The organism is Jiella marina, assembly GCF_024359545.1.
Classification (GTDB): domain Bacteria; phylum Pseudomonadota; class Alphaproteobacteria; order Rhizobiales; family Rhizobiaceae; genus Jiella.
Genome location: NZ_JAKQZG010000011.1, coordinates 152,233 through 175,737, shown reverse-complemented (window position 1 = coordinate 175,737; position 23,505 = coordinate 152,233). Strand labels below are relative to the sequence as shown.

Below are 23,505 nucleotides of genomic sequence, written 5' to 3'. Positions count from 1 at the left end.
CTTCGAATAAAGAGCGATGCCGGCGCGAGGGGCGACCGGGCTGCAATCACGGCGCCCGCAAAATCGCGGATGGCGCCCAAAGTTTCGGATTGCCAGGACACATGCCCTGTCTCAGGGAATACTTCAAGGGTTCAAGGTCATTCGCCCTGAGAGCGCCGGTCCCGAAAGAAGCGCTTCAACAGTGCCCCACTCGGCGTCGCGCCAATGCCGGAATAGACCTCGGGTGCATGGTGGCAGGTGGGTTGTGCGAAGAAACGCGGGCCGTTCTCGACCGCGCCGCCCTTTTCGTCCCAGGCGCCGAAGTAAAGCCGCCGGATCCTTGCAAAGGAGATCGCCGCTGCGCACATGGCGCAGGGCTCCAGCGTCACATAGAGATCGCAATCAGGCAGCCGCTGGGAGGCGAGGGCGGCGCAGGCCCGGCGGATCGCGACGATCTCGGCATGGGCCGTCGGATCGGAGTCAAGGATCGTCTCGTTGCCGGCCGTGGCGAGCACGACGTCGTGGCGCACGAGAACGGCGCCGACCGGGATTTCGCCGCGTTCGGCCGCCATCCGGGCCTCATCCAGCGCGAGGTCCATGAAATTCGGTTGCTTGATCGTCAAATCGGTCTCGCTCGCTCGACACTCGCTTGCTATAGCACCCGCAAAGGGCGGCGAAAGCCGAGAAGGCGCATGGCGGGGCGTATCCGCATGCGCCGACGGGCCAGAGGCGCCGCATTTGCGGGTGCAATGGCGACGGGCAGAGGCCGACCAGCTGTTTTTGAGAAGTTGAGGAACGCGACGGGCGATGCGCCACGTCGCCATCCGCCAGGACGATGAAAGCAATTCGATGAGTGAAGACGACAAGGGTGGCCGCGGCTCTGGGCCTCGCCCGGGCAGGCCGCGCTCCGACGGCAAGCAGCGCGGCGACGGGCGCTCCGGCAATCCGCGCCGTGATGGCGGCAGGCAGGCCGCCGACAAGGCCGCAGCCTCTCGCGGCCCGCGCCGCAGCGAGGGCAAGCCGCAATGGAAGGATAGAGGCGCTGGCAAGGCGGAAGGTGATGCCCAGGGCCGCTCATCCGCACCTGGCCGCTCGCGTGCGTCCGGCAAGCCATTCACCCCAAAGAGCCGGGGCATGCTCTCCCATGGTGAAGCAAAGGCCGAGGGTGACAAACGAGGCAAGCCAAAGAGCTATGGGCGGCTGAAGCATGACGAGAAGCCGGGCGAGCGCAGGCCGCGACCCGTCGGCGACGACGACCGGAAGCGCGGCGGCGATCGTCCGCGAAAGGATGGGGGGCGCTCCGCGCCGGCGCCGAAGGTTCTGGAGGAAGCCGGCATTGCTGGCGAGACCATGCGCATCGCCCGCCGCCTCGCGCGCGCCGGAGTCGCGTCACGGCGCGATGCCGAGGCGATGATCGCCGAGGGGCGGGTGGCGGTGAACGGCGCCGTCCTCGACTCGCCGGCCCTCGACGTCGGCCCGAAGGATCGCATCACCGTCGACGGCGAGGCGCTGCCCGCCATGGAGCGCACGCGGCTGTGGCTGTTCCACAAGCCGGCCGGGCTCGTCACCACCAATCGCGATCCCGAAGGACGCCCGACCGTGTTCGAGCGCCTGCCGAAGGATATGCCGCGTTCCCTCGCCGTCGGCCGGCTCGACATCAATACCGAGGGCCTGCTTCTCCTGACCAATGACGGCGGGCTCGCTCGTGTCCTGGAGCTGCCCGCGACCGGCTGGCTGCGGCGCTATCGCGTGCGGGCTCATGGCTCCGTCGATCAGGCCCAGCTCGACGAATTGCGCAACGGGGTCGCCATCGACGGCGTCTTCTACGGTGCGATCGAAGCCTCGCTCGATCGGGTGCAGGGCACCAATGTCTGGCTGACGCTCGGCCTGCGCGAAGGCAAGAACCGCGAGGTCAAGCGCGTGCTCGGCCATCTCGGCCTCGACGTCAACCGCCTGATCCGCCTCTCCTACGGGCCGTTCCAGCTGGCCGATCTCGCCGAAGGGGCGGTGCGCGAGATCCACGGGAAGACGCTGCGCGATCAGCTTGGCCCAAGGCTGATCGAGGAAGCCGGCGCCGATTTCGACGCGCCGATCCTCAACCCGTTTTCCAACAAGCCGGTCGAGGCGGAGCGACCCTCCCGAAAATCCGAGGCCGGCGACAAGCCCCGGCGCGCCGAGACGGCGCCCAACAAGAAGCGGCTGCGCAACGAAAAGCGCGAGGACGCGCTCGGCCGGCTCGACACCCGGACTGAGCGACCTTCGCGGGGTGGCGACCGGCCGGATCGGCCTGCGCGGCGTGGCGACACGGGCGGTGATGCACCGCGGCAGGGCGGCAAGCGGGACGGCGGTGCCAAGCCGCGTTTTGCGCCAGATGGCGACAAGCCGCTGCGTTCGGTGCGTGGCGGCGGCCGTGAGGGCGGCGACGACCGGAAGGGCAAGGGCCGCTTCGACAAGGAGGCCGGGTCCGACAGGCCGTCATCCAAGCCTTTGGGTACGGGCCGGCGTGTCGCCAATGTCTGGGTCGCCCCCGGTGGCCGTCCCGTCGGTCCGAAGAAGGCGGCGGAGGAAGAGGTGCGGGCCAGCCGCGCCGAGAAGCCGAAGAGCCACGATCCCAACCGGCGCATGGGCCCCAAGAAGAAGGGGCCGGGCAACAAGCCTTCGGGGGATAGGGCCCCAGCGAACAGGGGCGGCCGGCCGACCTCCCGCGGTCCGAAGAAGGACTGACCGGCCATGCGTATCGTTGCGGGCGAATTGCGCGGACGCCGTCTCGCCGAGCCGAAGAGCGACCGCATTCGCCCCACCACCGACCGCAACCGCGAGACCCTGTTCAACATTCTCGCCCACCGGCCGGAATTCGATCTCGACGGCGCGAGGGTGCTCGATCTCTTCTCGGGGACCGGCGCGCTTGGCTTCGAGGCCCTGTCGCGCGGAGCCCGCTTCTGCCTCTTCGTCGAGGAGGACGTGGAGGCCCGCGGCCTGATCCGCAGCAATATGGAGGCCTTCGGCCTCAATGGCCGCTCGAAGATCTTCCGCCGCGACGCGATGCGGCTCGGGCAGGTCGGGACGATGGAACCGTTCGATCTCCTCTTCGCCGACCCGCCTTACGGCAAGGGGCTGGGGGAGAAGGCCCTCGCTTCTGCGCTCGAAGGGGGATGGCTGAAACCGGGGGCTCGCGCGGTCGTGGAAGAGGCCGAAAGCGCAGACTTCGAAGTGCCCGCGGGTTGGCAGCTCGACGAGACGCGACAAATGGGCGCGACGGTGCTGCGGTTTCTCCGGCTATCCGGTGCTTCCTGACGAGGGAGGGAAAGCCAATATCCGGGCTTGCCTCGGTCGGACACGGAAAACGCCTAACGAAAGCGTAAGTGGTTCGCGAGCTTGCGATTGGGCATAGTCGCGCCCGGATTCGAACGTGACGAGGACACGAAACGACGATGACCTTTCTTACGCGCGCCACGACAACCACGGCGCTCGCTCTCCTGATCGGAGTGGGAAGCGCTCCGATCGCCTTCGCCCAGAATGCGACGGACGCGGAGACGGCCCGGACCGAAACTGCTGCGGAGCCAACCAAGGCCGAGACCGCCGAAGCCAAGGATGACGCCCAGCCGATCGAGGAGCGGATCACCGACTTCACCCTCGACAACGGCCTGCGCGTCGTCGTCCTGCCCGATCGTCGCGCCCCGGTCGTGACCCAGATGGTCTATTACAATGTCGGCAGCGCCGACGAGGCGCCGGGCGAAAGCGGCATTGCCCACTTCCTCGAGCATCTGATGTTCAAAGGCACGCCCAATCATCCCGAGGGCGAGTTTTCCCGTGCCGTCGCCGAGATCGGCGGCCAGGAGAACGCCTTCACCAGCCAGGACTATACCGGCTACTACCAGCAGGTTCCGTCCTCCGCGCTCGAAATGGTGATGGGCTACGAAGCCGATCGCATGGCGAACCTCGTCCTCGACGAGGAGACCGTCCTGCCCGAGCGCGACGTGATCCTGGAAGAACGGCGCATGCGGATCGACAATGATCCGGGCTCCCAGCTTTCCGAAGCGGTGCAGGCAGCCCTCTTCCAGAACAGCCCCTACGGCACACCGGTGATCGGCTGGCGCTCCGAGATGGAAGAGCTGACGGCCGAGGATGCGATCGCCTTCTACGACAAATATTATACGCCCAACAACGCCACCCTTCTGGTTGCCGGCGACGTGACCGTCGACGAGGTGCGCCGGTTGGCCAAGGAGACCTATGGCAAGCTCGAGCGCCGCGCCGAACCTGGCGAGCGCATTCGCCCCGCCGAGCCGGAGCCGCTGGCCGCACGCACCGTCACGCTGAGCGACCCGAAGGTCACCCAGCCCTCGATGCAGCGGGTCTATCTGGTGCCGTCCGACACCACGGCCGAGCCGGGCGAGGCGGAAGCCCTCGACGTGCTCTCGGACGTCCTCGGCGGCGGCACGACGAGCCGGCTCTACCGCTCGCTCGTCGTCGAAAAGGCGATCGCCGCGGGAACCGGCGCCTATTACGGCGGCACCGCTCTCAACGACGGCAAGTTCACCCTCTACGGTATGCCGCGGGGGGAGGCGACACTTGCCGACATCGAAGAGGCGATCGAGGCGGAGATCACCCGGATCCGCAGCGAAGGCATTACGGAGGAAGAACTCGAGCGGGCGAAGAACCGCGTGCGCAAGAACATGATCTATCTGCGCGACAGCCAGACATCGATGGCGCGCCGGGTGGCGGCCGCGCTCTCCACCGGTCGCACGATCGAGGATGTCGAGACCTGGCCCGACCGCATCGAGGCGGTCACGGTGGAAGACGTGAACGAAGTCGCCCGGAAATATCTGCAGCCCAAGCGCTCGGTGACCGGCTATCTGCGGCCGGAACCCGCGAAGGCCACGGCGGCTTCGGCCGAGCCGCAGGCCGACGAGACGCGCTCCTGAACGAATTGAAGAGTTCGACGACCATCATGACCCTTTTCAACATCAATCGGGCGATCGCCGGCGTCACCGCCGCGATGTCCTTTTCGTTCGTCGCCTTCGCGCCCATGCCGGCCGCTGCCGTCGACATCCAGGAGGTGACGAGCCCGGGCGGCATCAAGGCCCTGCTCGTCGAGGACCATTCCAACCCGCTGATCGCGATGAAGTTCGCCTTCAAGGGCGGCGGCTCGACTCAGGATCCCGATGGCAAGGAGGGGACCGCCAATCTCCTCACCGGCCTTCTCGACGAGGGCGCCGGTGAGATCGGAAGTGCGGACTTCCAGCGCAAGCTGGACGACCTCGGCGTGTCGATGAGCTTCGACGCGAGCTACGACAATTTCACCGGGTCCTTCCGCACGATCACCGAATTCGAGGACGAGGCGTTCGACCTTCTGAGCCTCGCGCTCAGCGACCCGCGTTTCGACGAGGAGCCGGTGAGCCGGATCCGCGGGCAGATCGCCACCGGCATCATCGCCGACCGCAACGACCCCGGCGAGATCGCCTCCGAAGCCTATCGCCAGACGGTCTTCGCCGGGCATCCGTACCAGCGGCCGACGGAAGGCACGGTCGAAAGCCTGATGACGGTCACGGCCGACGATCTGGAAGCGTTTCGCGCCCGCACCTTCGCCCGCGACAACCTCGTCGTCGGGGTGGTGGGCGACATCACTGCGGATGCGCTCGGCGAGCGCCTCGATCAGGTCTTCGGCGATCTGCCCGCCGAAGCCGATCTGCAGGCGATCGCGATCGCCGAGCCGGAAATGGGCAAGGACGTCAATGTCGATCTGGCCGTGCCGCAGACGACGATCCGCTTCGCCCTGCCGGGCGTCATGCGCGACGACGAGGAGTTCTTTGCCGCCTATCTCGTGAACCACATTCTCGGCGGCGGTTCCTTCACCTCGCGTCTCTATGAGGAAATCCGCGAGAAGCGCGGCCTTGCCTATGGCGCAAGCTCCTGGCTCGCCACCTACGACCACGCGGCCCTCATCGGCATCGCCACGGCGACGAAGGCCGAGAGCGCGGCCGAGACGGTCGAACTGATCCGTGCCGAGTTGCAGCGGATGGCGAATGAGGGACCGAGGGCGGAAGAGCTTGCCAAGGCCAAGGCCTATGTGAAAGGCTCTTACGCCGTGCGCAATCTCGATTCCTCTCTCGCGGTCGCTTCGACGCTCGTGGGCATTCAACTCGATGATCTCGGCACCGATTATATCGATCGCCGCCAGGCGATCATCGACGCCGTGACGCTCGACGAGGTGAAGACGATGGCGAAGAAGCTGCTCGACGTGAAGCCGACCGTCGTGACCGTCGGTCCGGCCGGAGCCTGAGGGCCAGCATGCGGCTCGGTCTCGCGCTTGGCGGCGGTGGCGCGCGGGGCCTTGCCCATATCCATGTCCTTGAGGCCCTCGACGAGCTCAGTCTGAAGCCCGTGCGCGTGACCGGCTCGTCGATCGGCGCCATCATCGGCGCCGGCTATGCCGCAGGCATGTCGGCGCATGACATCAAGAGCTACATGCTCGACTGCTTCACGAGCCCGCGCATCGTCATCGGCCGGCTCTGGCAGACCCGCCCCGTCTCCCTGCAGGACTTCCTGGCCGATGGCGGTTTTCGCCTCGGCCAGCTCAATGCGCGCCGGGTCATGGATGCCTTCCTGCCGCCGGACGTGCCGCTGACCTTCGAGGAATTGCGGTTGCCGCTCGGCGTCATGGCAACGGATTTCTACGCCCGGGCGGGATGCGAACTGGAGACCGGCGAGTTGCGCAGCGCGGTCGCCGCCTCCTGCGCGATCCCGGCGGTATTCCGGCCCGTGCGGCGCGACGGGCGGCTGATGGTCGATGGTGGCATCATCAATCCGCTGCCCTTCGACCGGTTGCGCGGCAAGGCCGATCTCATCGTTGCGGTCGACGTGAATGGCGGTCCCCTCGGCGACGGCACCCGCATGCCGACGCCGGTCCAAGCCGTCATCGGTTCTTCCCAACTCACCATGCAGGCGATCATCGATACGAAGGTGCGGTATTCCCCGCCCGATCTCCTGCTGCGCCCGGCGGTTTCGCCCTATGGCGTGCTCGACTTTCTCAAGTCGCGTGAAATCCTCGATGCGACCGCCGGCCTGAAAGAAGAGGCCAAGCGCGCCATCGATCAGCACATGCAGGGCGAGGGGCCGCTGCTCGTCTCGCTGGAACCCGAAGGTGCGGGTCTCGTCACCACGGCGGCGAGCGGAGCGGCCTAGCTTGCGGACCTCGCCTTGTCGGGGCCGGGCGTCGGGATGAGGATCAGCAGCCCGACGATGAAGAAGGCGATCAGCGTCGCCATGCCGATGCGCGAGGCGGTGAGCGGATCGAAACCCGTCTCCGCCATCGCCGTCGCCGCGCTGACCATGGCCGGCGCGAGGAACGCCGTCGCCCGGCCGATGAAGGCATAAAAGCCGAAATAGCGGCCCGCCTCGTCGGCTGTGACCGATTTCGCCATCCAGGAGCGCGATGAGGCCTGGATCGGGCCGAAGGCGAGGCCGATCAGCAGGCCGTAGACGATGTAGCTCTTTTCCGCCGGCGTCGCGAAGGGGCCGCTGGCGCCTTCGGCCACTGGTGCGAAGGAAAGGAAGCCGAAGAGCGTCGAGTCCGGGGCTGTCGAGATGATGCCGATCGTCGCCACCGTCAGGCATCCGATCGCCATCATCACCACCGCCTTGGAGCCGAGGCGCGCATCGAGCACGCTGGCGCCGAGGCAGCCGATGATCGCCGTGACGTTGAGGATGATGCCGAACAGGCCGCTCTCGACCAGCGACCAGCCGAACATGCCGGCGGCGAACGCTCCGCCGAGAACGAGAAGCGCGTTGACGCCGTCCTGATAGATCATCCGGGCTATGAGGAAACGAAAGAGCGGGATGCGGGCGCGGATCTCGCGGAAGGTGGCGAGGAGATCGGCTCCGCCTTTTCTCACGGCCTGGCGCACCGGCTCCCCGCGCGGACGGTCCGGTGTGAAGAAGAACATCGGCAGGACGAAGACGAGATACCAGAGCGCGGCCAGCGGCCCGGTCGCGCGGGCGCCTTCACCCTCGGCCGGATCGAGGCCGAAGGCTGGCTCAAGGCCCAGGAGCGTCAAGCCGGTTTTCTCGGAGCCCGCGAGAAACGCCAGCGCTGCGATCAGGAAGATCATGCCGCCGGCATAGCCGAGCCCCCAGGCGATGTTCGAGATGCGGCCGATGGCGGCGGGCGGCAGGAGGCGCGGCAGCATGGCGTCGTTGAAGACGATCGAGAACTCGGCCGCGACACTGGCGAGAACGATCAGGAGGGCGGCAATCAGGAGCGACGAGCCGGGGGCAGCGAACCAGATGAGGCAGAGCGCCGTGATCTTCACCACCGCGAACACGGCGATCCAGGGTTTGCGCGGCCCAGCCCGGTCGGCGACCGTGCCCAGAAAGGGCGAGCCGATGGCGACAAGAAAACCGGCGACAGCTGCGGAGAATGCCCACCATGTCTGACCGGTCGCCGGGTTCGGCGCCAGTTGCGAGACGAAGTAAGGTCCGAAGACGAAGGTGATGACGACGGTGAAGAAGGGCTGGGCGGCGAAATCGAAGGTCATCCAGCCCCAGACGCCGGGGCGCTTCAACGGCGAACCGCTTTCCTGCGGCGCGTCGGTCCGTGCGATTGCCATTGTGGTCCCCTCGAGCAGCAGAGCTTCGCCAAGCAATAGGAAGCGGCGACGGGCAGGGCAATCGGATTTCGAGGTCGAAGAGACGTGCGCGCCGATCTTCTCCGATACCGGCGCCTGGATCTATCGAGCCTGCTGACGCCTTGCGAGATTGACGGCCAAGCCGCGTCCGAGTTCGCTCGCCAGGGTTCGCAGCCTCTGGGCGACGAAGGCTTTGATGCAAAGAGGATCGCTGCTCTGTCCGGCGATCGTGGTCGCGCAGCCCGTCAGATATTCGTCCTCGACTTCGACGCTGTCGTCAGCGACGAATTCTCGCTTGTCGATATCGTAGAGCCGGTAATCGATCGTCGCTTCGAGTTGGGTAAGTCCAGTAAACGGCTCCGTTTTGGCGGTCGCACGGGGCTGGTAAACGAGGAGATAGGCCGAACGGCCGGCAAGCGAACGCGCCGCGCTTTCGATATCCTCCTCGCTTGTCTTTGCCTCTTCATCGTCTGTGACGAACTCTGACGAGAGGTCGGTATCAGCCTGTCGAACGGTGAAATAGGACATGCCGGCGTCAGATTGCCCGCCGGCGGTGAGGAGTCCTTCGAGCACGGCGTCTTCGTAATAGACCGGCCGCAGCGCGTCCTTTCCATTCCTGTCCACCACCACGGTGACAGTCGGTCCTTCGGGGACGGGTGCGCATATCGCGGCAGAAAGGATTTGGGCCGCCGCATCACCCATGAGTTCGGGAAAAGCTTCGCTCAGCGCCTCTTCGAAGCATGAGATCGCCGTCTGGCGCTCCGCCTCGGCGGTTTCCGGCTAAAGTTTCGCCGGATCGCAGCGTCCGCCTTGGAGCCGTTCGGAAAAGTGCGAGGCCTGAAGGAGAACTGTATCGGCCTGAACATCGATCAGACGATAGCGGAACGCCGCCGCAATCTGCGGCTGACCCTGGTAGATGTCGGCCTTGCCGATGCCCGTCAGCGAATAGAGAAGGAGGAGGTCGTTCGGCGCTCTTCTTCGGCCGAGCGCGACGATCTCGCTTAGGCGAAGATCCGCATTGCTCTGAAACTCCGCCGCCGACTTCCTTGAGGGGGCGGCAACCGTGATCTGGCGCATGTCGCCGAGGCAGTTTCCTGCCGCGCTCTCGCTGGCTTGTCGAAGCTGCCGGATCATGATCTGCGAGACATTCGGCTGGAGCGGGCCAGCGGCAAAGCCGGCCGGTACCTGCACCGGCATCAGCCGGGTCGGGCCTCTCTGCTCCTGCGCCGTGGCGATACCGCTTGCCGCCGGCGTCAGACAGATGACCGCGAACGCCACGCTCCTCCAACCGTGCGCGCCGGATCGGCAGGTAAGCCACGTCCCACGCATCGGCAACAATCCTTACCTTAAGTAAGGATATAGTGCTGCTATCACGCCTGGTTGGCAAGATCCGACAAAAGTCCCGCAGCGACCGTCAGCCTGGCGACCGAGGTTTCGCCGCTGCCTGCGAGCATGGCGATCTGGCTGCGGATGCGCTCGACCGCGATCGACCTTTCCTCGGCCCAGGCCTTGGCCGAACGGTTGTTGCGGAGCGCGGCCGTGGTCAGTTGCCGGCGAGCCCGGGCAATGCCGCTCTCGGCCCGCTGGACGGCGAGCGTGTCGAAATAGTCGTTGGGGTTGAGCCGGGTGAGCGCATCCTCCAGTCGCCCGAGTTCGAAGAGTTCTGTGATCGCGAAGTAGCAGGCGGTCGCCTCCTTCAGCGGAAGATCTGTCTCCTTCGCCACAGCCGAAATGTCGGGGATCAGGCTGACGAGCGGCAGAAGCGCGATGTCTTCGGCAAGATCCTCCGGCACGCCTCGCTCGACCCATTTCGCTGCCCGTTCCTCGTTCTCTCTCTGCGAAAGGTCCGAGGCGATGGCATTGAGCTCTGGCCGCAGCTTGCCGAGGGCGTCGCGACTGTCGATGGCAACGCTCGTCAGGCCGCTCTCGAAGCGCTGGTTCTGGACGAACCAGAGGGTCGTGCGGCGAAGGAACTCGCCGACCACGGCATAAAGGCCGTTCTGGGTTTCGCCGCTGACACGGCAGTCAAGCGCATCGATGCGCTCGTAGAGGCTGCGCGCATCGAAACCGTCGGCGGCGGCGACGAAGGCCCGGACGATCTCCGAGGCCGAGGCGCCGGTGGTCTCGCGCGCCACGGTGACGAAGGTCGGGCCCGTGCGATTGACGATCTCGTTGGCGAGCACCGTCGCGATGATTTCGCGGGCCAGGCGATGGCCCTTGATGTCGCGGGAGAAGTCGCGGCGCATGGGGACCGGGAAATAGTCGGTCAGCCGGTCTTCCAGATAGGGATCGTCCGGCAGGGACCCGGCCACGAGCGAGTCGAACAGGACGATCTTGGCATAGGCGAGAAGCACGCCGAGTTCCGGCCGGGTCAGCCCCGCGCCCTGGCTGCGCAGATCGGCGATCGCTGCCTCGGAGGGCAGCGTCTCGACCACACGGTTCAGCGTGCCGTCTTCCTCCAGAACGGCCATGAAACGAGCCTGAAGAGCGAGCGCACCGGCCCCGCGTGCCTGTTCCAGCGAAAGTGCCAGCGTCTGTTCGTAATTGTTCGACAGGACGAGATCCGCCACCTCGTCGGTCATGGAGGAGAGGAGCGTGTTGCGGTCCTCGCGCGACAGGCGGCCGTCGGCCATGGCAGATTTCAGCGCGATCTTGATGTTCACCTCGACGTCGGAGGTGTTGACGCCCGCCGAATTGTCGATCGCATCGGAATTGACGCGCCCGCCGGCCCGGGCGAATTCGATACGGCCCTTCTGGGTGACGCCGAGATTGGCGCCTTCGCCGACCACCTTGGCCCGGACCTCGCTGCCGGTCACGCGCAAAGCATCGTTGGCGCGGTCGCCGACATCGGCGTTGGTTTCGGAGGACGCGCGGATATAGGTGCCGATGCCGCCGAACCAGAGGAGATCGGCCGGGGCCTTGAGAATCGCGGTGATGATTTCCGTCGGCGTGCCTTCGTTCCGGTCCCAGCCGATCGCGTCGCGTGCGGCGTCCGAAAGCTTGATTCGCTTCTCCCGCCGAGAGAAGACGCCGCCACCCTCGGAGATCTTGTCCTTGTCGTAGTCGGCCCAGGAGGAACGCTGCAGCGCGAACATCCGCTTGCGTTCCTCGAAGGAGGTCGCCGGGTCCGGATCGGGATCGATGAAGATGTCGCGATGGTCGAAGGCGGCGAGCAGCCGCGTCTTGTCGGACAGAAGCATGCCGTTGCCGAAGACGTCGCCCGACATGTCGCCGCAGCCGACGGCGGTGAAGGGTTCGGACTGGATGTCCCAGGCCTTGCCGTCCCGCTCGATCTCGCGGAAATGCCGCTTCACGGCCTCCCAGGCGCCGCGGGCGGTGATGCCCATTGCCTTGTGGTCGTAGCCGGCGGAGCCACCGGACGCGAAAGCGTCGTCGAGCCAGAAATCCTCCGACTGGGCGATGGCGTTGGCGGTGTCGGAGAAGGTCGCCGTGCCCTTGTCCGCGGCGACGACGAAATAGGGGTCGTCGCCGTCGTGTCGGCGCACGTTCTGCGGAGTCTTCACGATTTCCCCGACGATATTGTCGGTGATCGACAGGAGCGAGGCGATGAAGACCACATAGGCCGAGCGGCCAGCGGCAAACCATTGGTCGCGCTGCGCGGGATCGGGCAGGCGCTTGGGATAGAAGCCGCCCTTGGCGCCCACCGGCACGATGACGGCGTTCTTGACCTGCTGCGCCTTAACGAGGCCAAGCACCTCGGTGCGGAAGTCCTGGGCGCGGTCGGACCATCTCAGACCGCCGCGCGCCACCGAGCCGAAGCGCAGATGCACGCCCTCGACGCGGGCGTCGAACACGAAGATCTCGCGGAACGGCACGGGCGCTGGCAGGCCCTCAACGGCGGAGGAATCGAACTTGAAGGCAAGCGCCGGTGAGACTTCGCCCGGCTGCGAGTCCGGTTCCGCCGAAATGCCGTCGACGGCGAAGTAATTGGTGCGCAGCGTCGCCATGATCACGTTCAGGAACCGCCGCACGATGCGGTCGTCGTCGATCGAGGCGACGTCGTCGAGGGCCTGCAGGATCTCGTCGTGGATGTCGCCGGCGCCGCGGGCCTCGGCGCGTCTCGCCTGCCGCGATTCCGGTTCTTCGGTGGGGGCCGCTTCGGCATCGGAAGCCTTGTTGGCGTTGCCGGGATCGAAAGTGGTCTCGAACAGCCGCCACAGTGCCCCGGTGATCTGCGGAAGACGCACCAGCGCCTGAGCGAGATAATCCGGAGAATAGCTCACGCCCACCTGGCGGAGATAGCGGGAGTAGGCCCGAAGCACGTTGGCCTTGCGGAAGTCGAGCCCGGCCTCCAGCACCAGCGCGTTGAAGCCGTCATTCTCGATCCGGCCGCGCCAGACCGCGGTAAAGGTGTCCTGGAGTGCCTCGCCGTCGTCGTCGAGCGGGATCGGGCCGTCGCCGCGCTGTCGCACCAGATCCATGTCATGGAGATGCACGGTCTCGCCATGTGGTTTGACGATCCGGTAGGTGCGTTCGGAGACGACCCCGAAGCCCATGTTTTCAAGGATCGGCACGCGGGTCGAAAGCGCCACCGCCTGACCGAGATGGTAGATCTTCAGCCGCACCGTTTCGCTGGCATCGCCGCCGCGGCGATAGAAGTCGACGAAGAGCGGCTCGTCCTCGCTCAGCCCGTCGATGACGCCGACATCGGTGACGGCTTCCGTCGCGGACACGACGTCCCGGTAGCTGCCGGGCAGGCCCGTGACGAAGTTGCGATAGTGACTGGGCGCGTCCGACTGGTCGAGGGCGGCGAAGAACTCGTCTTCCCAGTTCTTCGCCATCTCGGTGATGCGCGATTCGAGCTGCGCGACATTGACTGCAGGGGTCGGATCGCCCGAGCGGCCGATGATGATGTGGACGCGGGCGAGCAGGCCCTCGGGAAAGGCCGGATAGTAAGCCGAGACATGGCCGTCATAGGCTTCCGCCAGCAGCATCCCGATCCGTTCGCGCAGCCGTGAATCGTAGCGGTCGCGCGGAACATAGACGGTGATCGAGGCGAAACGGTCGAAGCGGTCGACGCGGGGCAGAACGCGCACCCGCGGCCGCTCGCCGAGTTCGACGACGGTGGAAGCGTATTTTTCCAGAAGATCGGCGTCGATCTGGAAGACCTCGTCGCGCGGATAGGATTCGAGTGCGTTGAGTAGTGCCTTTCCGGAATGGGAATCGGGCCGGTAACCGGAGCGTTCGATCACCTTTTCGGCCTTGCGGCGGATATAGGGGATGGTCAGGATCGAGCGCGTATAGGCGGTCGAGGTGAACAGGCCGACAATCCTGAGTTCGCCGGTCAACTGGCCCGCCTCGTCATATTGCTTGACGCCGATGTAATCCATGTAGGCGCGGCGGTGGACCACCGAGCGGGCGTTGGCCTTGGTGACGATCAAGGGGTTGGGTGCTTCGAGGAAAGCCCGGATTTCCGGCGTCGTGACCATCGGGCGGCCGCCGCGGCCGAGGACGCGGATTTCAGGGTCCGACAGGATGCCGAGCGCGTCGCTCTGCCGGCGTTCGAGAACTTCGCTATGGGCCTCGCCGCGATAATCGTAATTGCACACGCCGAGGAAGATGAAATTGTCGTCGCGGAGCCAGGCGAGCAGTCTGGCGGCTTCTTCGTTCGTCGCGCGATCTTCGCCCTCAAGCCCCGCCGCGCGCCGTTCGAGGTCGTTCACCGTCTGGCTCACACGCTCGCGCATCGCCTGGAAATCGCGGTTGGCGTGAGTCACCTGGGCGAGGATCGCCCGGATCTCCGCGACGAGGCTCGCGCCGGAGTCCTCCGTCGCAAGCGGGTCGACCGCGAACTGGATGACGCTCACGCGGCTGGTGCCGGCGCGCGTCTCCTCGCCGAAGCGCGAGGCCGCGAATTCCGAAAGAGTGCCGTCCTCGTGCCGCGCGACATCGAGGATCGGATGGGTGATGTAATGGATCTCCTTGGCCTTGTCGGCGACCTCGGCCGTCATCGAATCGAACAGGAAGGCCATGTCGTCGCTGACGACGGTGATGAGATCCTGGGGCTGATCCTGGCGTCGGAAGCTTTCGGGCCGGTCGATCCGGACCTGGGGGTTGCCCGTCCGATGATCGGCCAGGGCCAGCGCAGCCGTGGCCGCCGCCGCGGCGAGTCCCTCGGTCGTGAAGGCTTCCAGATCTTCGGCGGGCGGTCGGGCGAACAGGAGCGGGGCGAGCTTGCTCGCCGCGGAATCTTCGCCGATGATCTCGGCGACTGATGCGAGGATCTCGGCCTTGTCCCGGCTCGTCGGATTGTCCATTGCGCGCCCTCCTCCTGTCGCGTCGGCCCCGGTTCGTGGCATCTATCATAGGGGAGGTGCGCCACACTGCGAGGCGCGAAACCACGTCCAGGGAGAGGAAAACATGATCTCAGATCGCGACCGTCCAGTGACAGCGCTCGACCTCGGCCTCGCCGAGCCATTGTCGGACAAGACGCGCGCCTATTTCGACAAATGCCAGGAAAAGCTCGGTCTCGTGCCGAACGTGCTCCTCGCCTACGGCTTCGACGAGGCCAAGCTCGAAGCCTTTTCGCGCTTCTACAACGAGGTCATGCTGGCCGACAGCGAGCTCTCCAAGCTCGATCGCGAGATCATCGCCGTCGTCGTCTCGGCGATCAATCACTGCCATTACTGCCTCGCTGCCCACGGGGCGGCCGTGCGCGAACTCTCCGGCGATCCCGCCCTCGGCGAGACGATCGCCCAGAACTGGCGCGCGGCCGGGTTTGATGAGAAGCGCACCGCCATGCTCGAATTCGTCACCAAGCTGACCGAAAGGCCGGATACGATCGTCGAAGCCGATCGGGACGCTCTGCGTGAGGCCGGGTTTTCGAACCGGGCGATCTTCGATATCGCACAGGTTGCGGGGTTCTTCGCCATGTCGAATCGCGTGGCGGCGGCCAGCGACATGCGGCCCAATGCCGAGTATCATGCCATGGCCCGCTAGGCCGGGCTGGTCCCGTTCTGCCGCTGGGGGCGTGACAAGGCGACCCGAACCCGAGAGACCAAAGGTCGAGATGAGCCGCGATCCTTCAGAAGACGAGCGTCAGCGCGAGGCCAGAGCAATCCTTGATCGGGTGCGCCATGAGACGGAACCGCAGATCGGCGCGCATACGCAGGCGATCGCGACCAGAACGCGCGATCATTTCCTGGCGAAAGACGTCGACCAGGACGACCGTGTGGAGGTGCTCGGCACGCGGATCGGCCGCTTGGCCAGCATCGTCGGCTTCGTCGTCCTCGCGCTCCTGCTCGCCAGCCAACTCCTTTCCTGAGGCCTGAAGAGGCGGCATGAATTCTGACGCATCCTTCCGCGGCGACAATCCGGCCGTGATCTCCATTTCGAGCCATGTGGTGCGTGGCACCGTCGGCAATCGTGCCGCGGCGTTCGCGCTGGAAGTGCTGGGCTATCCGGTCTGGTCGGTTCCCACGGTGACGCTGCCCTGGCATCCGGGCCACGGGCCGGGCCGCCGCATCGTTCCGCCCGCCGAAGACTTCGCCACCATGATGGACGAACTCGCCGCCTCGCCCTGGCTCCATGAGGTCGGCGCGGTCATGACAGGCTATTTCGGGGCGCCGGACCAGATCGCCCCGACCGTCAGGCTGATCGAGGCGGTGCGTGAAAAGAACCCGATGGCGCTGATCCTGTGCGATCCGGCGACCGCCGACGCCGGCCGGTTGTACCAGCCGAGGGAGACCCTGGAAGCAATCCGCGATCAGCTCCTGCCGATTTCCAGCCTTGCCACGCCGAACCGGTTCGAACTCGAATTCCTCTCCGGCCTGGAACTCGCGGACAATGCCGAACTCGTCGAGGCGGCGAGCGCGCTCGGCCCGCAGATCGTCGTGGTGACCTCCGCCTTCCCGATGCTTCGCGGCGGCACGGGCAATCTTCTGGTTGGCGATCGCGAGACGATCCTCGCCGAGCATCGGATGATCGAGAACGCGCCCAAGGGCGTCGGTGACTTGACCTCCGCCGTCCTGCTGGCCCGGCTGCTGGGTGGCGCGAGCATGGAGAAGGCCCTGCAATCGACGACAGCCACGGTGTTCGAACTCCTGGCGAGAACCGCCAAGCGAGGGGCCGACGAACTGACGCTTGAGACCGACATCGACAGCCTGAAACACCCGATGGCCATGGTCCAGATGCGGCGCCTGGCAAAGGTTGGCGTTTAGGCCGTCGATTGATATCCGCCCACGGCGTGATGTCTGCCTGGCTCACGGGCCGAGTGAGACAAGCGCTGTCAAGCTTCGGTTGCGGATGAATTGATTGCGGTGCAGCGAGGCGCTAGACACGTTCCATGACGACCTTGCTCCCCGATCACCTTCTCGCCGGCTACCGGTCCTTCAAGGATCAGCGGCTCCCCTCCGAGCGCGCGCGGTTTCGCGACCTCGCCCAGAAAGGCCAGCATCCGACGACGATGGTGATCGCTTGCTGCGATTCACGCACCGCGCCGGAGACGCTGTTCAATTGCGGGCCCGGCGAGATCTTCGTCGTGCGCAACGTCGCCAATCTGGTTCCCCCCTACGAGCCCGACGGCGAGTATCACTCGACATCGGCCGCGCTGGAATTCGCGATCCACTCCCTCAAGGTCAGGCACATCGTCATACTGGGGCACGGCAAGTGCGGCGGCATTCATGCCGCGCTCTCGCCTGCGGCCGAGCCGCTCTCGCCCGGCGACTTTATCGGCAAGTGGATGAGCCTGCTCGACCCGGCGGCCAGGTCGGTCGGCGCCAACGCGCTGATGACCGAGCAGGAGCGCCAGGCCGCACTGGAGCGGATCGCGATCCGCTATTCCATCGCGAATCTGCGCACCTTCCCCGCCATCGAGGCCCTCGAAGCGGATGGCGAACTGACACTCTACGGCGCCTGGTTCGACATCTCCTCAGGCGAATTGTGGGTCATGGACCCGCAGACCGGAGATTTCGAGGCGGCAAGTGACGAGGCCTAGGTCCGAGAGAATCGCATCGAGTGCTCGCCGCAAGTAATGGCGTTCGAAGAGGACGAAGGCTGCGCAGCGAAGTTCGTCATTGACCGCCGGAGGGTGCGATCGCGGCGTGTTTTGTGGCATTGTGGTCACGATCGTGCGCGGAAAGCCGCCGTGCCGCCTTGCATGTCATTGTTTCGGCCCGCTTTATGGGCTCCTCGGCGGCGAGAACATCGAATGGCGCAAGCTCGCTACAGCTTTTGGGGGAATTGATTCGATGAATCAGGCATTGAGGACAACGGCGGTGTTGGCCGTGCTCCTGGCGGCGGCGGGCTGTTCGCGCTCGGTTCCGTCCTATTACGACAGCGGCCCTGCGCCGCTGACGCCGGCTCCGACGGGCCGCGTGGCGGCCAACCAGTTGCCGCCACCGCCACCGCCGCCGCCCCCGGGCAACGACTTCGATTCCGCGACCGATTCCGATGGCGCCGAAGCATCGCCCAGCGGCGATCAGAGCGACGCCTCGGCCACCGGCGATCAGCAGAACACGCAGGTCGCCGCGGTCAGCCAGCCGGCGCTGTCGCGCAATTCTGTGCTGGGCGCCTACAAGGTGACGACCGATGGCGGCAACTGCCAGATCATCCTGTCGCTGACCAAATGGTCCGGTGGCTACCGCGCTGCCTCGCGCGGCTGCCCGGGCCGGGTGGCCGACGTGTCGGCCTGGGACGTCTCGGGAAGCCAGGTGGTGCTCAAGGATGGCAGCGGATCGAACGTCGCCAATCTGAGTTCGTCGGGCGATTCCCGCTACGAAGGGCGCACCACCGGCGGCCAGAGCATCAGCCTTTATCGCTGAGTCGGCTTCTGCGCCGCATATGAGACAAACTCTTCGGGTCTCGCGGGCGATTCCGCGAGCGCTCGTGGGGTCCAGTCGAGTTCCAAGAGGTCTTGGAGCCGGGTAACGTCGTTGAACGGTTGCCGCGGGAGCGGGGCTGGCCATATTGCTGCGTTGCAGCGTGGTCGGTCGCTGTTCCTGAAGCAGATCTGCCGGCCGCATCCCGCTAGGCGAGGGGAGGGCTCCGTCCGACGATGGCATCCAGCGCGATCCCGCAGCCGCGAGACCGGCTCGGCCCGGTGCGCTCGGCGCTCGAGCGTCTGATCGAAACCGGCGAGATCGAGGCCGATCACAGACAGCGTCTGCTCGCCGATCGGCTCGATGCGCTCGACCGTCGCCTGTCCGCCGAGATCGGTGCGACGAAGAAGAGCGCGCTGGGCTGGCTGTTCGGGCGCAAACGCGACAGCGAGCCGGTCAAGGGCCTCTACGTCCATGGCGATGTCGGTCGCGGCAAGACCATGCTGATGGACATGTTCTTTCGCCACAGCTCGGTCGCGTCCAAGCGACGGGTGCATTTCCACGCCTTCATGGGCGAGGTACACGAACTCATCGGCGAGCATCGCAAGAAGGCGAAGAACGGCGAGGCCAAGGGCGACGACCCGATCCCGCCCGTGGCGGAAGCGATCGTCGCGCGATCCCGGCTCCTGTGTTTCGACGAATTCACCGTGACCGACATCGCCGACGCGATGATCCTGTCGCGGCTCTTCAAGGCCCTGTTCGCCAACGGATTGGTCCTGGTGGCGACATCGAACGTCGCGCCCGACGATCTTTATCCCGACGGTCTCAACCGGCCGCTCTTCCTGCCCTTCGTGAAGGTTCTGAAGGATCATGCCGAAATCTTCGAACTGAAAGGCGAAGAGGATTATCGTCTCGCCTTCCTCGGGGTGGACGACATCTATGTCGAGACGGGCGAAGAAAACGCTGCCGACCGGATCGAGGCTGCCTGGCAAAGGCTGCTGGACGGCGAGCGCGAGACGAGCACGTCCCTTTCCATCAAGGGCCGCACCATCCCGGTGCCGCGCAGCGGCAACGGAGCGGCACGCTTTGCCTTCGAAGATCTCTTGAAGCGTCCTCTGGGTGCACAGGACTTTCTGGCGATCGCGAGGCGTTTCCACACGATCATCGTCGAGAACGTTCCTGTGATGGCGGAAGCCGAACGCAACGAGGCCAAGCGTTTCATTACGCTCGTCGATGCCCTCTATGATTCCGGGCGCCGTCTCGTGGTCCTCGCCGATGCGCCGGCAGACGAACTCTATCGCGGCCGTTCGGGGACCGAGGCCTTCGAGTTCGACCGCACGGCCTCGCGTCTCTTCGAGATGCGCTCTAAGGATTATCTGGAACGGGCGAGCCCGGAGCCGGCCGCCGACGAGCGATGAACTTCAAGATCTTCTGCGGCGTGCGAATTCCTTCTCTAAGAAGAAAGGCCGCCTCCACTTCAAGGGGGCGGCCAATTCATTATCTCGTCGCTCGTATATGGATGAATTATAGTGCTCTGCGGCGTCCGAAGATCAGAGAGAAGACGAAGAGAACGATCGCTACGAAGAAGATGATCTTCGCAATACCGACTGCCGTGCCGGCAACGCCGCCGAAGCCAAGCAGTGCTGCGATCAGAGCGATCACAAGGAAGGTAATAGCCCAACCGATCATGGCTGGTACTCCTTTTTTACATGAAAGTTGGTCGGCTCAATAACTCCCTGAGAAAGAAAAAGTTGCGGCCTTTTTGAGAATCTCCGGTACGCGTCTCGCAACTGGGCCGCCCGAACTGCGTTCGCGGTGGCAGGATCGACGGTCCGCCATCGGGGCAGAGGCCAGACGTGCGTTCGGCGTCAGTTCCTGATATCGGCTCGCCGCTGGACGGCTCGAATTCCGGGGGAGGCAATGGGCACAAAGGACGAAGGATCGACGAGCAGGATCGGCCCGATCGTGTCGTCGGCTCACCTTGCGGATGGATCGGCGCCCGAGCTTTCCGAAGTCGAATTCGGCATGATCCTCTCGGGCCATGCGTTCGAACGCTGGATGGTCCGCTGCATGACCGCGGCGGGCGAGCCCGGTCTGACGGCGACCGAAATCCTCGTCCTCCATACCGTCACCCATCGTGGCAAGCCGAAGCGGCTCGCGGATATCTGTCTGGTGCTCGGCATCGAGGACACGCACCTGGCCACCTACGCCATCAAGAAGCTCGAGCAGCGGGGGCTGGTGGTCCGCGAGAAGGCCGGCAAGGAACGTCTGGTCGCCGTGACCGAGGCGGGCGAAGCCGCATGCGGCCGCTACCGCACGCTGCGCGAGAAGATCCTCGTCGAAGGCATTTCGGAACTGGGCCTGTCCGCCGAGCGCATGTCGGAGATCGCCCATCTTCTCCGGCTGCTTTCCGGCCATTACGATCAGGCCGCCCGCACAGCCGCCAGTCTCTGAGAGGCCTTGCGCGAGGCTTGACGGAAGGGCAGCTAGCGTTGGTGCGACGGGTTCGAATCCCTTCTGCGCAGGGCATTATTTCGCCCTCGATAGGTTTTGTTAACCATACATTGAGGTTTTGGCACCGATAACAGGGCAAGGACAGCCGGTTCGCCGGCTCGAACTGCGGGAGTTGTCGGATGAGCCTTGCGCGTGTCGCAATCATTGGCGTGGCCCTCTTGGCTGCCGTTGGCGCCGGGTTGGTGGCCCTCAATCTGTCGCAGCCGGAACCTCAGGAACCGGTCATCATCACCGCGGCTCCCGCACAGCCGCCCATCCGCCTTGTCGACGTTCTGATCACGAAGAACGAGGTTCCGATGGGATCGATCGTCGAGGGTGGCCTCGCCTGGCAGAAATGGCCTCAGGACGGCGTGGGTCCCGATCTGATCCTGAAGTCCGAGCGCCCCAATGCGACCGATGAGTTCCACGGCTCGATCGCCCGCCAGTCCTTCTTCGCCGGGGAGCCGGTGCGCGAATCCAAGCTGATCAAGCCCGAGCACGGCTTCCTTTCGGCGATCTTGAGCGAAGGCAAGCGCGCCGTCTCGGTGCGAATCTCCGCGGAGACGGCCGCCGGCGGCTTCATCCTGCCCAACGACCATGTCGACGTGATCATGACGCGCCGTCTGCAGAGCGCCAATGGGCGCTCGGACAGCATGGCGACCGAGACGGTGCTGCGCAATCTGCGTGTCCTCGCGATCGATCAGACCGTTCAGGAGCAGGACGGCCAGAAGGTCGTCGTCGGCAACGTCGCCACTCTCGAGGTGGATCCCGAACAGGCCGAGGCGCTGACGGCGGCGCAGCAGATGGCCGACCGGTTCGTCCTGTCGCTCCGGTCGCTGGCCGACTCGATCCCGGGCACGCCGGGCTACGCCAAGTTCCTGCTCGAGCGGGAGAAGGCTCAACGCAACAAGATCCGCGTCGTTCGCTACGGCAAGATCGACGACGTCACCACGACGCAATGACGGTGAGACCCATGACGACGGCGACCCCCCGGACGAAGACGATGACCCAGATGACTGCCATCCCGCGCCCGCGCCAGATCGCTTCGGCCCTGCGCACCGCCATTGTGGCGCTTTCCGCCGCTTCGATGGTGGCGAGCCCGGTCCTGACGGCCCAGCAGGCTCGCGCCGAAAACACGGTCGTGAACGTTCACCAGGCACGGCAGACCGTGAAACTCGGCCTCAACAAATCGAAGGTCATCGTGCTTTCGGCCGACGCCCACGACATTCTGGTCGCCAACCCTGGGGTTGCCGACGCCGTCACCCGCGACGCCCGCCGGATCTATGTCTTCGGCAAGAAGATCGGCCAGACGAACATTGTGGTGTTCGATCGCAACAACCGGCAGATCGCCTCGATCGATCTGGAGATCGAGCGCGACATCACCGGCCTCGAGGCCTCCATCCGCAAATACGTGCCGGATTCGGAGGTGAAGGTCGAGATGCTGAACGACAACGTCGTTCTGACCGGCATCGTGCAAACACCGCAGGATGCGGCGAAGGTCGAACGGCTGGCTCGAATCTTCGTCACTGGCGGCGAAGGTACGACCGGTCAGTACATCCAGTCCGCTTCCGCTCAATCGCAAGGCGCCGGCGGTGGGGCCGATGTCGCCTTCGCTCAGGAACGGCGCCAGCAGAGCCAGATCGTCAATCTTCTGCAGATCCGCGGCGAGGATCAGGTGACGTTGAAGGTCACCGTCGCCGAGGTGCAGCGCTCGATCGTCAAGCAGCTTGGCCTGAACGGCACTTTGTCGGCGGCGATGGACGGCGTCTCCTTCGGTCTCGTCAACGATAATCCCTTCGGCCTCGGCAAGGCGCTCTCGGGCAGCGGGCTGACGGCCAGCGGAACGATCGGCACGACCTCGCTCGACTCCGAGCTCTCAGCTCTCGAACAGGCAGGCGTGATGCGCACGCTCGCCGAGCCGAGCCTGACGGCGATTTCCGGTGAAAAGGCGAGCTTCAAGGTCGGCGGCACATACACTGTCGCCGCCGGCAAGAGCGAAGAGCCGGAAGACACGACCCCGATCCTTGATGCTGCCGGCAATATCGTCGGCTACGACACCGACCCGGCTCGGGTCGTCTACGAGAGCAAGGAAATCGACTACGGCATCGGTCTCGACTTCACGCCGCTCGTCTTGTCTGCCGGTCGCATCAGCCTGAAGATCCGCACCAGCGTTTCCGAGCCGAGTTTCGAAAACCCGTTCAGCGTGCCGCGCGGCGTCGCCCCTGCCGTCAACCTCATCGGTCTGCGCAAGCGTCTCGCCGACACCACGGTGGAAATGCCGTCCGGCGGGTCGCTGGTGATCGCCGGCCTCGTGCGCGACGAGGTCCGTCAGGTCGTGTCGGGACTTCCGGGACTGGCCAAGCTCCCGGTCTTGGGAAGCCTGTTCCGCAGCCGCGATTTCCAGCGGTACGAGACCGAACTGGTCGTCATCGTGACCCCCTATCTCGTCCGTCCCACCGCTCGCCAGGCACTGGCTCGGCCGGATGATGGATTCGCCCTTTCCAGCGATGGCTCGGCAAACTTCCTGGGTCGGCTGAACCGTGTCTACGGCCACATGGAAACGAAGCTCCCGCCCGGCCGCTACCACGGCGTTGTCGGCTTCATCTACAAGTGACCACCCGCGAGGATTT

The 23,505-nt window shown here is 65.5% G+C and carries 20 protein-coding genes; 14 read left to right on the top strand and 6 right to left on the bottom strand.

Annotated elements, in window-relative coordinates; genetic code table 11:
• Positions 1–137 precede the first annotated feature (137 nt).
• Complete coding sequence (locus tag MF134_RS18115; RefSeq protein ID WP_255340916.1) at positions 138–578, bottom strand: nucleoside deaminase; 441 nt, start codon at positions 576–578, stop codon at positions 138–140.
• A gap of 208 nt (positions 579–786) precedes the next feature.
• Here MF134_RS18115 and MF134_RS18110 point away from each other — a divergent pair, with 208 nt between their 5' ends.
• The 5 genes from MF134_RS18110 (at position 787) to MF134_RS18090 (ending at position 7,161) form a co-directional block, all read left to right on the top strand.
• Positions 787–2,703 carry a pseudouridine synthase gene (locus MF134_RS18110; protein WP_255340888.1) on the top strand — a complete coding sequence of 639 codons (1,917 nt, stop codon included), beginning with the start codon at positions 787–789 and terminating at the stop codon, positions 2,701–2,703.
• Between the two features lie 6 nt (positions 2,704–2,709).
• Positions 2,710–3,273, top strand: coding sequence for a 16S rRNA (guanine(966)-N(2))-methyltransferase RsmD (gene rsmD, locus MF134_RS18105; RefSeq protein ID WP_255340887.1), 564 nt, complete (start codon positions 2,710–2,712; stop codon positions 3,271–3,273).
• Between the two features lie 137 nt (positions 3,274–3,410).
• Complete coding sequence (locus MF134_RS18100; protein WP_255340886.1) at positions 3,411–4,901, top strand: M16 family metallopeptidase; 1,491 nt, start codon at positions 3,411–3,413, stop codon at positions 4,899–4,901.
• A 26-nt stretch (positions 4,902–4,927) separates the two neighbouring features.
• Positions 4,928–6,259, top strand: coding sequence for a M16 family metallopeptidase (locus tag MF134_RS18095; RefSeq protein WP_255340885.1), 1,332 nt, complete (start codon positions 4,928–4,930; stop codon positions 6,257–6,259).
• A gap of 8 nt (positions 6,260–6,267) precedes the next feature.
• On the top strand, positions 6,268–7,161 hold the full coding sequence (locus MF134_RS18090; RefSeq protein ID WP_255340884.1) for a patatin-like phospholipase family protein: 894 nt from the start codon (positions 6,268–6,270) through the stop codon (positions 7,159–7,161).
• Here the strand turns inward: MF134_RS18090 and MF134_RS18085 are convergent.
• The 4 genes from MF134_RS18085 to MF134_RS18070 form a co-directional block, all read right to left on the bottom strand.
• Positions 7,158–8,585 (bottom strand): MFS transporter, encoded by a 1,428-nt coding sequence (locus MF134_RS18085; RefSeq protein WP_255340883.1) that lies wholly within the window; start codon positions 8,583–8,585, stop codon positions 7,158–7,160. The two genes, MF134_RS18090 and MF134_RS18085, sit on opposite strands and share 4 nt — an antisense overlap.
• Before the next feature lie 120 nt (positions 8,586–8,705).
• Positions 8,706–9,233, bottom strand: coding sequence for a hypothetical protein (locus MF134_RS18080; protein ID WP_255340882.1), 528 nt, complete (start codon positions 9,231–9,233; stop codon positions 8,706–8,708).
• Between the two features lie 150 nt (positions 9,234–9,383).
• Positions 9,384–9,881: a hypothetical protein gene (locus MF134_RS18075; protein WP_255340881.1), complete on the bottom strand. Its 498-nt coding sequence runs from the start codon at positions 9,879–9,881 to the stop codon at positions 9,384–9,386.
• 92 nt (positions 9,882–9,973) lie between these two features.
• The gene (locus tag MF134_RS18070) at positions 9,974–14,881 is read right to left on the bottom strand and encodes an NAD-glutamate dehydrogenase (RefSeq protein ID WP_255340880.1); all 4,908 of its coding nucleotides are present in this window, start codon (positions 14,879–14,881) and stop codon (positions 9,974–9,976) included.
• Between the two features lie 103 nt (positions 14,882–14,984).
• On the opposite strand from MF134_RS18070, the gene MF134_RS18065 reads away from it, so the two are divergent.
• From MF134_RS18065 to zapE, 6 genes are all read left to right on the top strand, one after another.
• The gene (locus MF134_RS18065; RefSeq protein ID WP_255340879.1) at positions 14,985–15,563 is read left to right on the top strand and encodes a peroxidase-related enzyme; all 579 of its coding nucleotides are present in this window, start codon (positions 14,985–14,987) and stop codon (positions 15,561–15,563) included.
• 70 nt (positions 15,564–15,633) lie between these two features.
• On the top strand, positions 15,634–15,888 hold the full coding sequence (locus tag MF134_RS18060; RefSeq protein WP_255340878.1) for a hypothetical protein: 255 nt from the start codon (positions 15,634–15,636) through the stop codon (positions 15,886–15,888).
• A 16-nt stretch (positions 15,889–15,904) separates the two neighbouring features.
• A complete protein-coding gene (gene pdxY, locus MF134_RS18055) occupies positions 15,905–16,783 on the top strand; it encodes a pyridoxal kinase PdxY (protein ID WP_255340877.1) in 879 nt (292 codons plus the stop codon).
• Positions 16,784–16,908: 125 nt separating this feature from the next.
• Positions 16,909–17,559: a carbonic anhydrase gene (locus MF134_RS18050; protein WP_255340876.1), complete on the top strand. Its 651-nt coding sequence runs from the start codon at positions 16,909–16,911 to the stop codon at positions 17,557–17,559.
• Positions 17,560–17,812: 253 nt separating this feature from the next.
• The gene (locus tag MF134_RS18045; protein ID WP_255340875.1) at positions 17,813–18,385 is read left to right on the top strand and encodes a protease inhibitor Inh/omp19 family protein; all 573 of its coding nucleotides are present in this window, start codon (positions 17,813–17,815) and stop codon (positions 18,383–18,385) included.
• A 233-nt stretch (positions 18,386–18,618) separates the two neighbouring features.
• Positions 18,619–19,800 carry a cell division protein ZapE gene (zapE, locus tag MF134_RS18040; protein ID WP_255340874.1) on the top strand — a complete coding sequence of 394 codons (1,182 nt, stop codon included), beginning with the start codon at positions 18,619–18,621 and terminating at the stop codon, positions 19,798–19,800.
• Between the two features lie 106 nt (positions 19,801–19,906).
• Here the strand turns inward: zapE and MF134_RS18035 are convergent, their stop codons facing one another.
• Positions 19,907–20,071 carry a DUF1328 domain-containing protein gene (locus MF134_RS18035; RefSeq protein ID WP_255340873.1) on the bottom strand — a complete coding sequence of 55 codons (165 nt, stop codon included), beginning with the start codon at positions 20,069–20,071 and terminating at the stop codon, positions 19,907–19,909.
• A 276-nt stretch (positions 20,072–20,347) separates the two neighbouring features.
• Here MF134_RS18035 and MF134_RS18030 point away from each other — a divergent pair, with 276 nt between their 5' ends.
• From MF134_RS18030 to MF134_RS18020, 3 genes are all read left to right on the top strand, one after another.
• On the top strand, positions 20,348–20,836 hold the full coding sequence (locus tag MF134_RS18030) for a winged helix DNA-binding protein (protein WP_369695437.1): 489 nt from the start codon (positions 20,348–20,350) through the stop codon (positions 20,834–20,836).
• A 179-nt stretch (positions 20,837–21,015) separates the two neighbouring features.
• A complete protein-coding gene (gene cpaB / locus MF134_RS18025; protein WP_255340871.1) occupies positions 21,016–21,837 on the top strand; it encodes a Flp pilus assembly protein CpaB in 822 nt (273 codons plus the stop codon).
• Between the two features lie 41 nt (positions 21,838–21,878).
• Positions 21,879–23,489: a type II and III secretion system protein family protein gene (locus tag MF134_RS18020; protein ID WP_255340870.1), complete on the top strand. Its 1,611-nt coding sequence runs from the start codon at positions 21,879–21,881 to the stop codon at positions 23,487–23,489.
• Positions 23,490–23,505 lie beyond the last annotated feature (16 nt).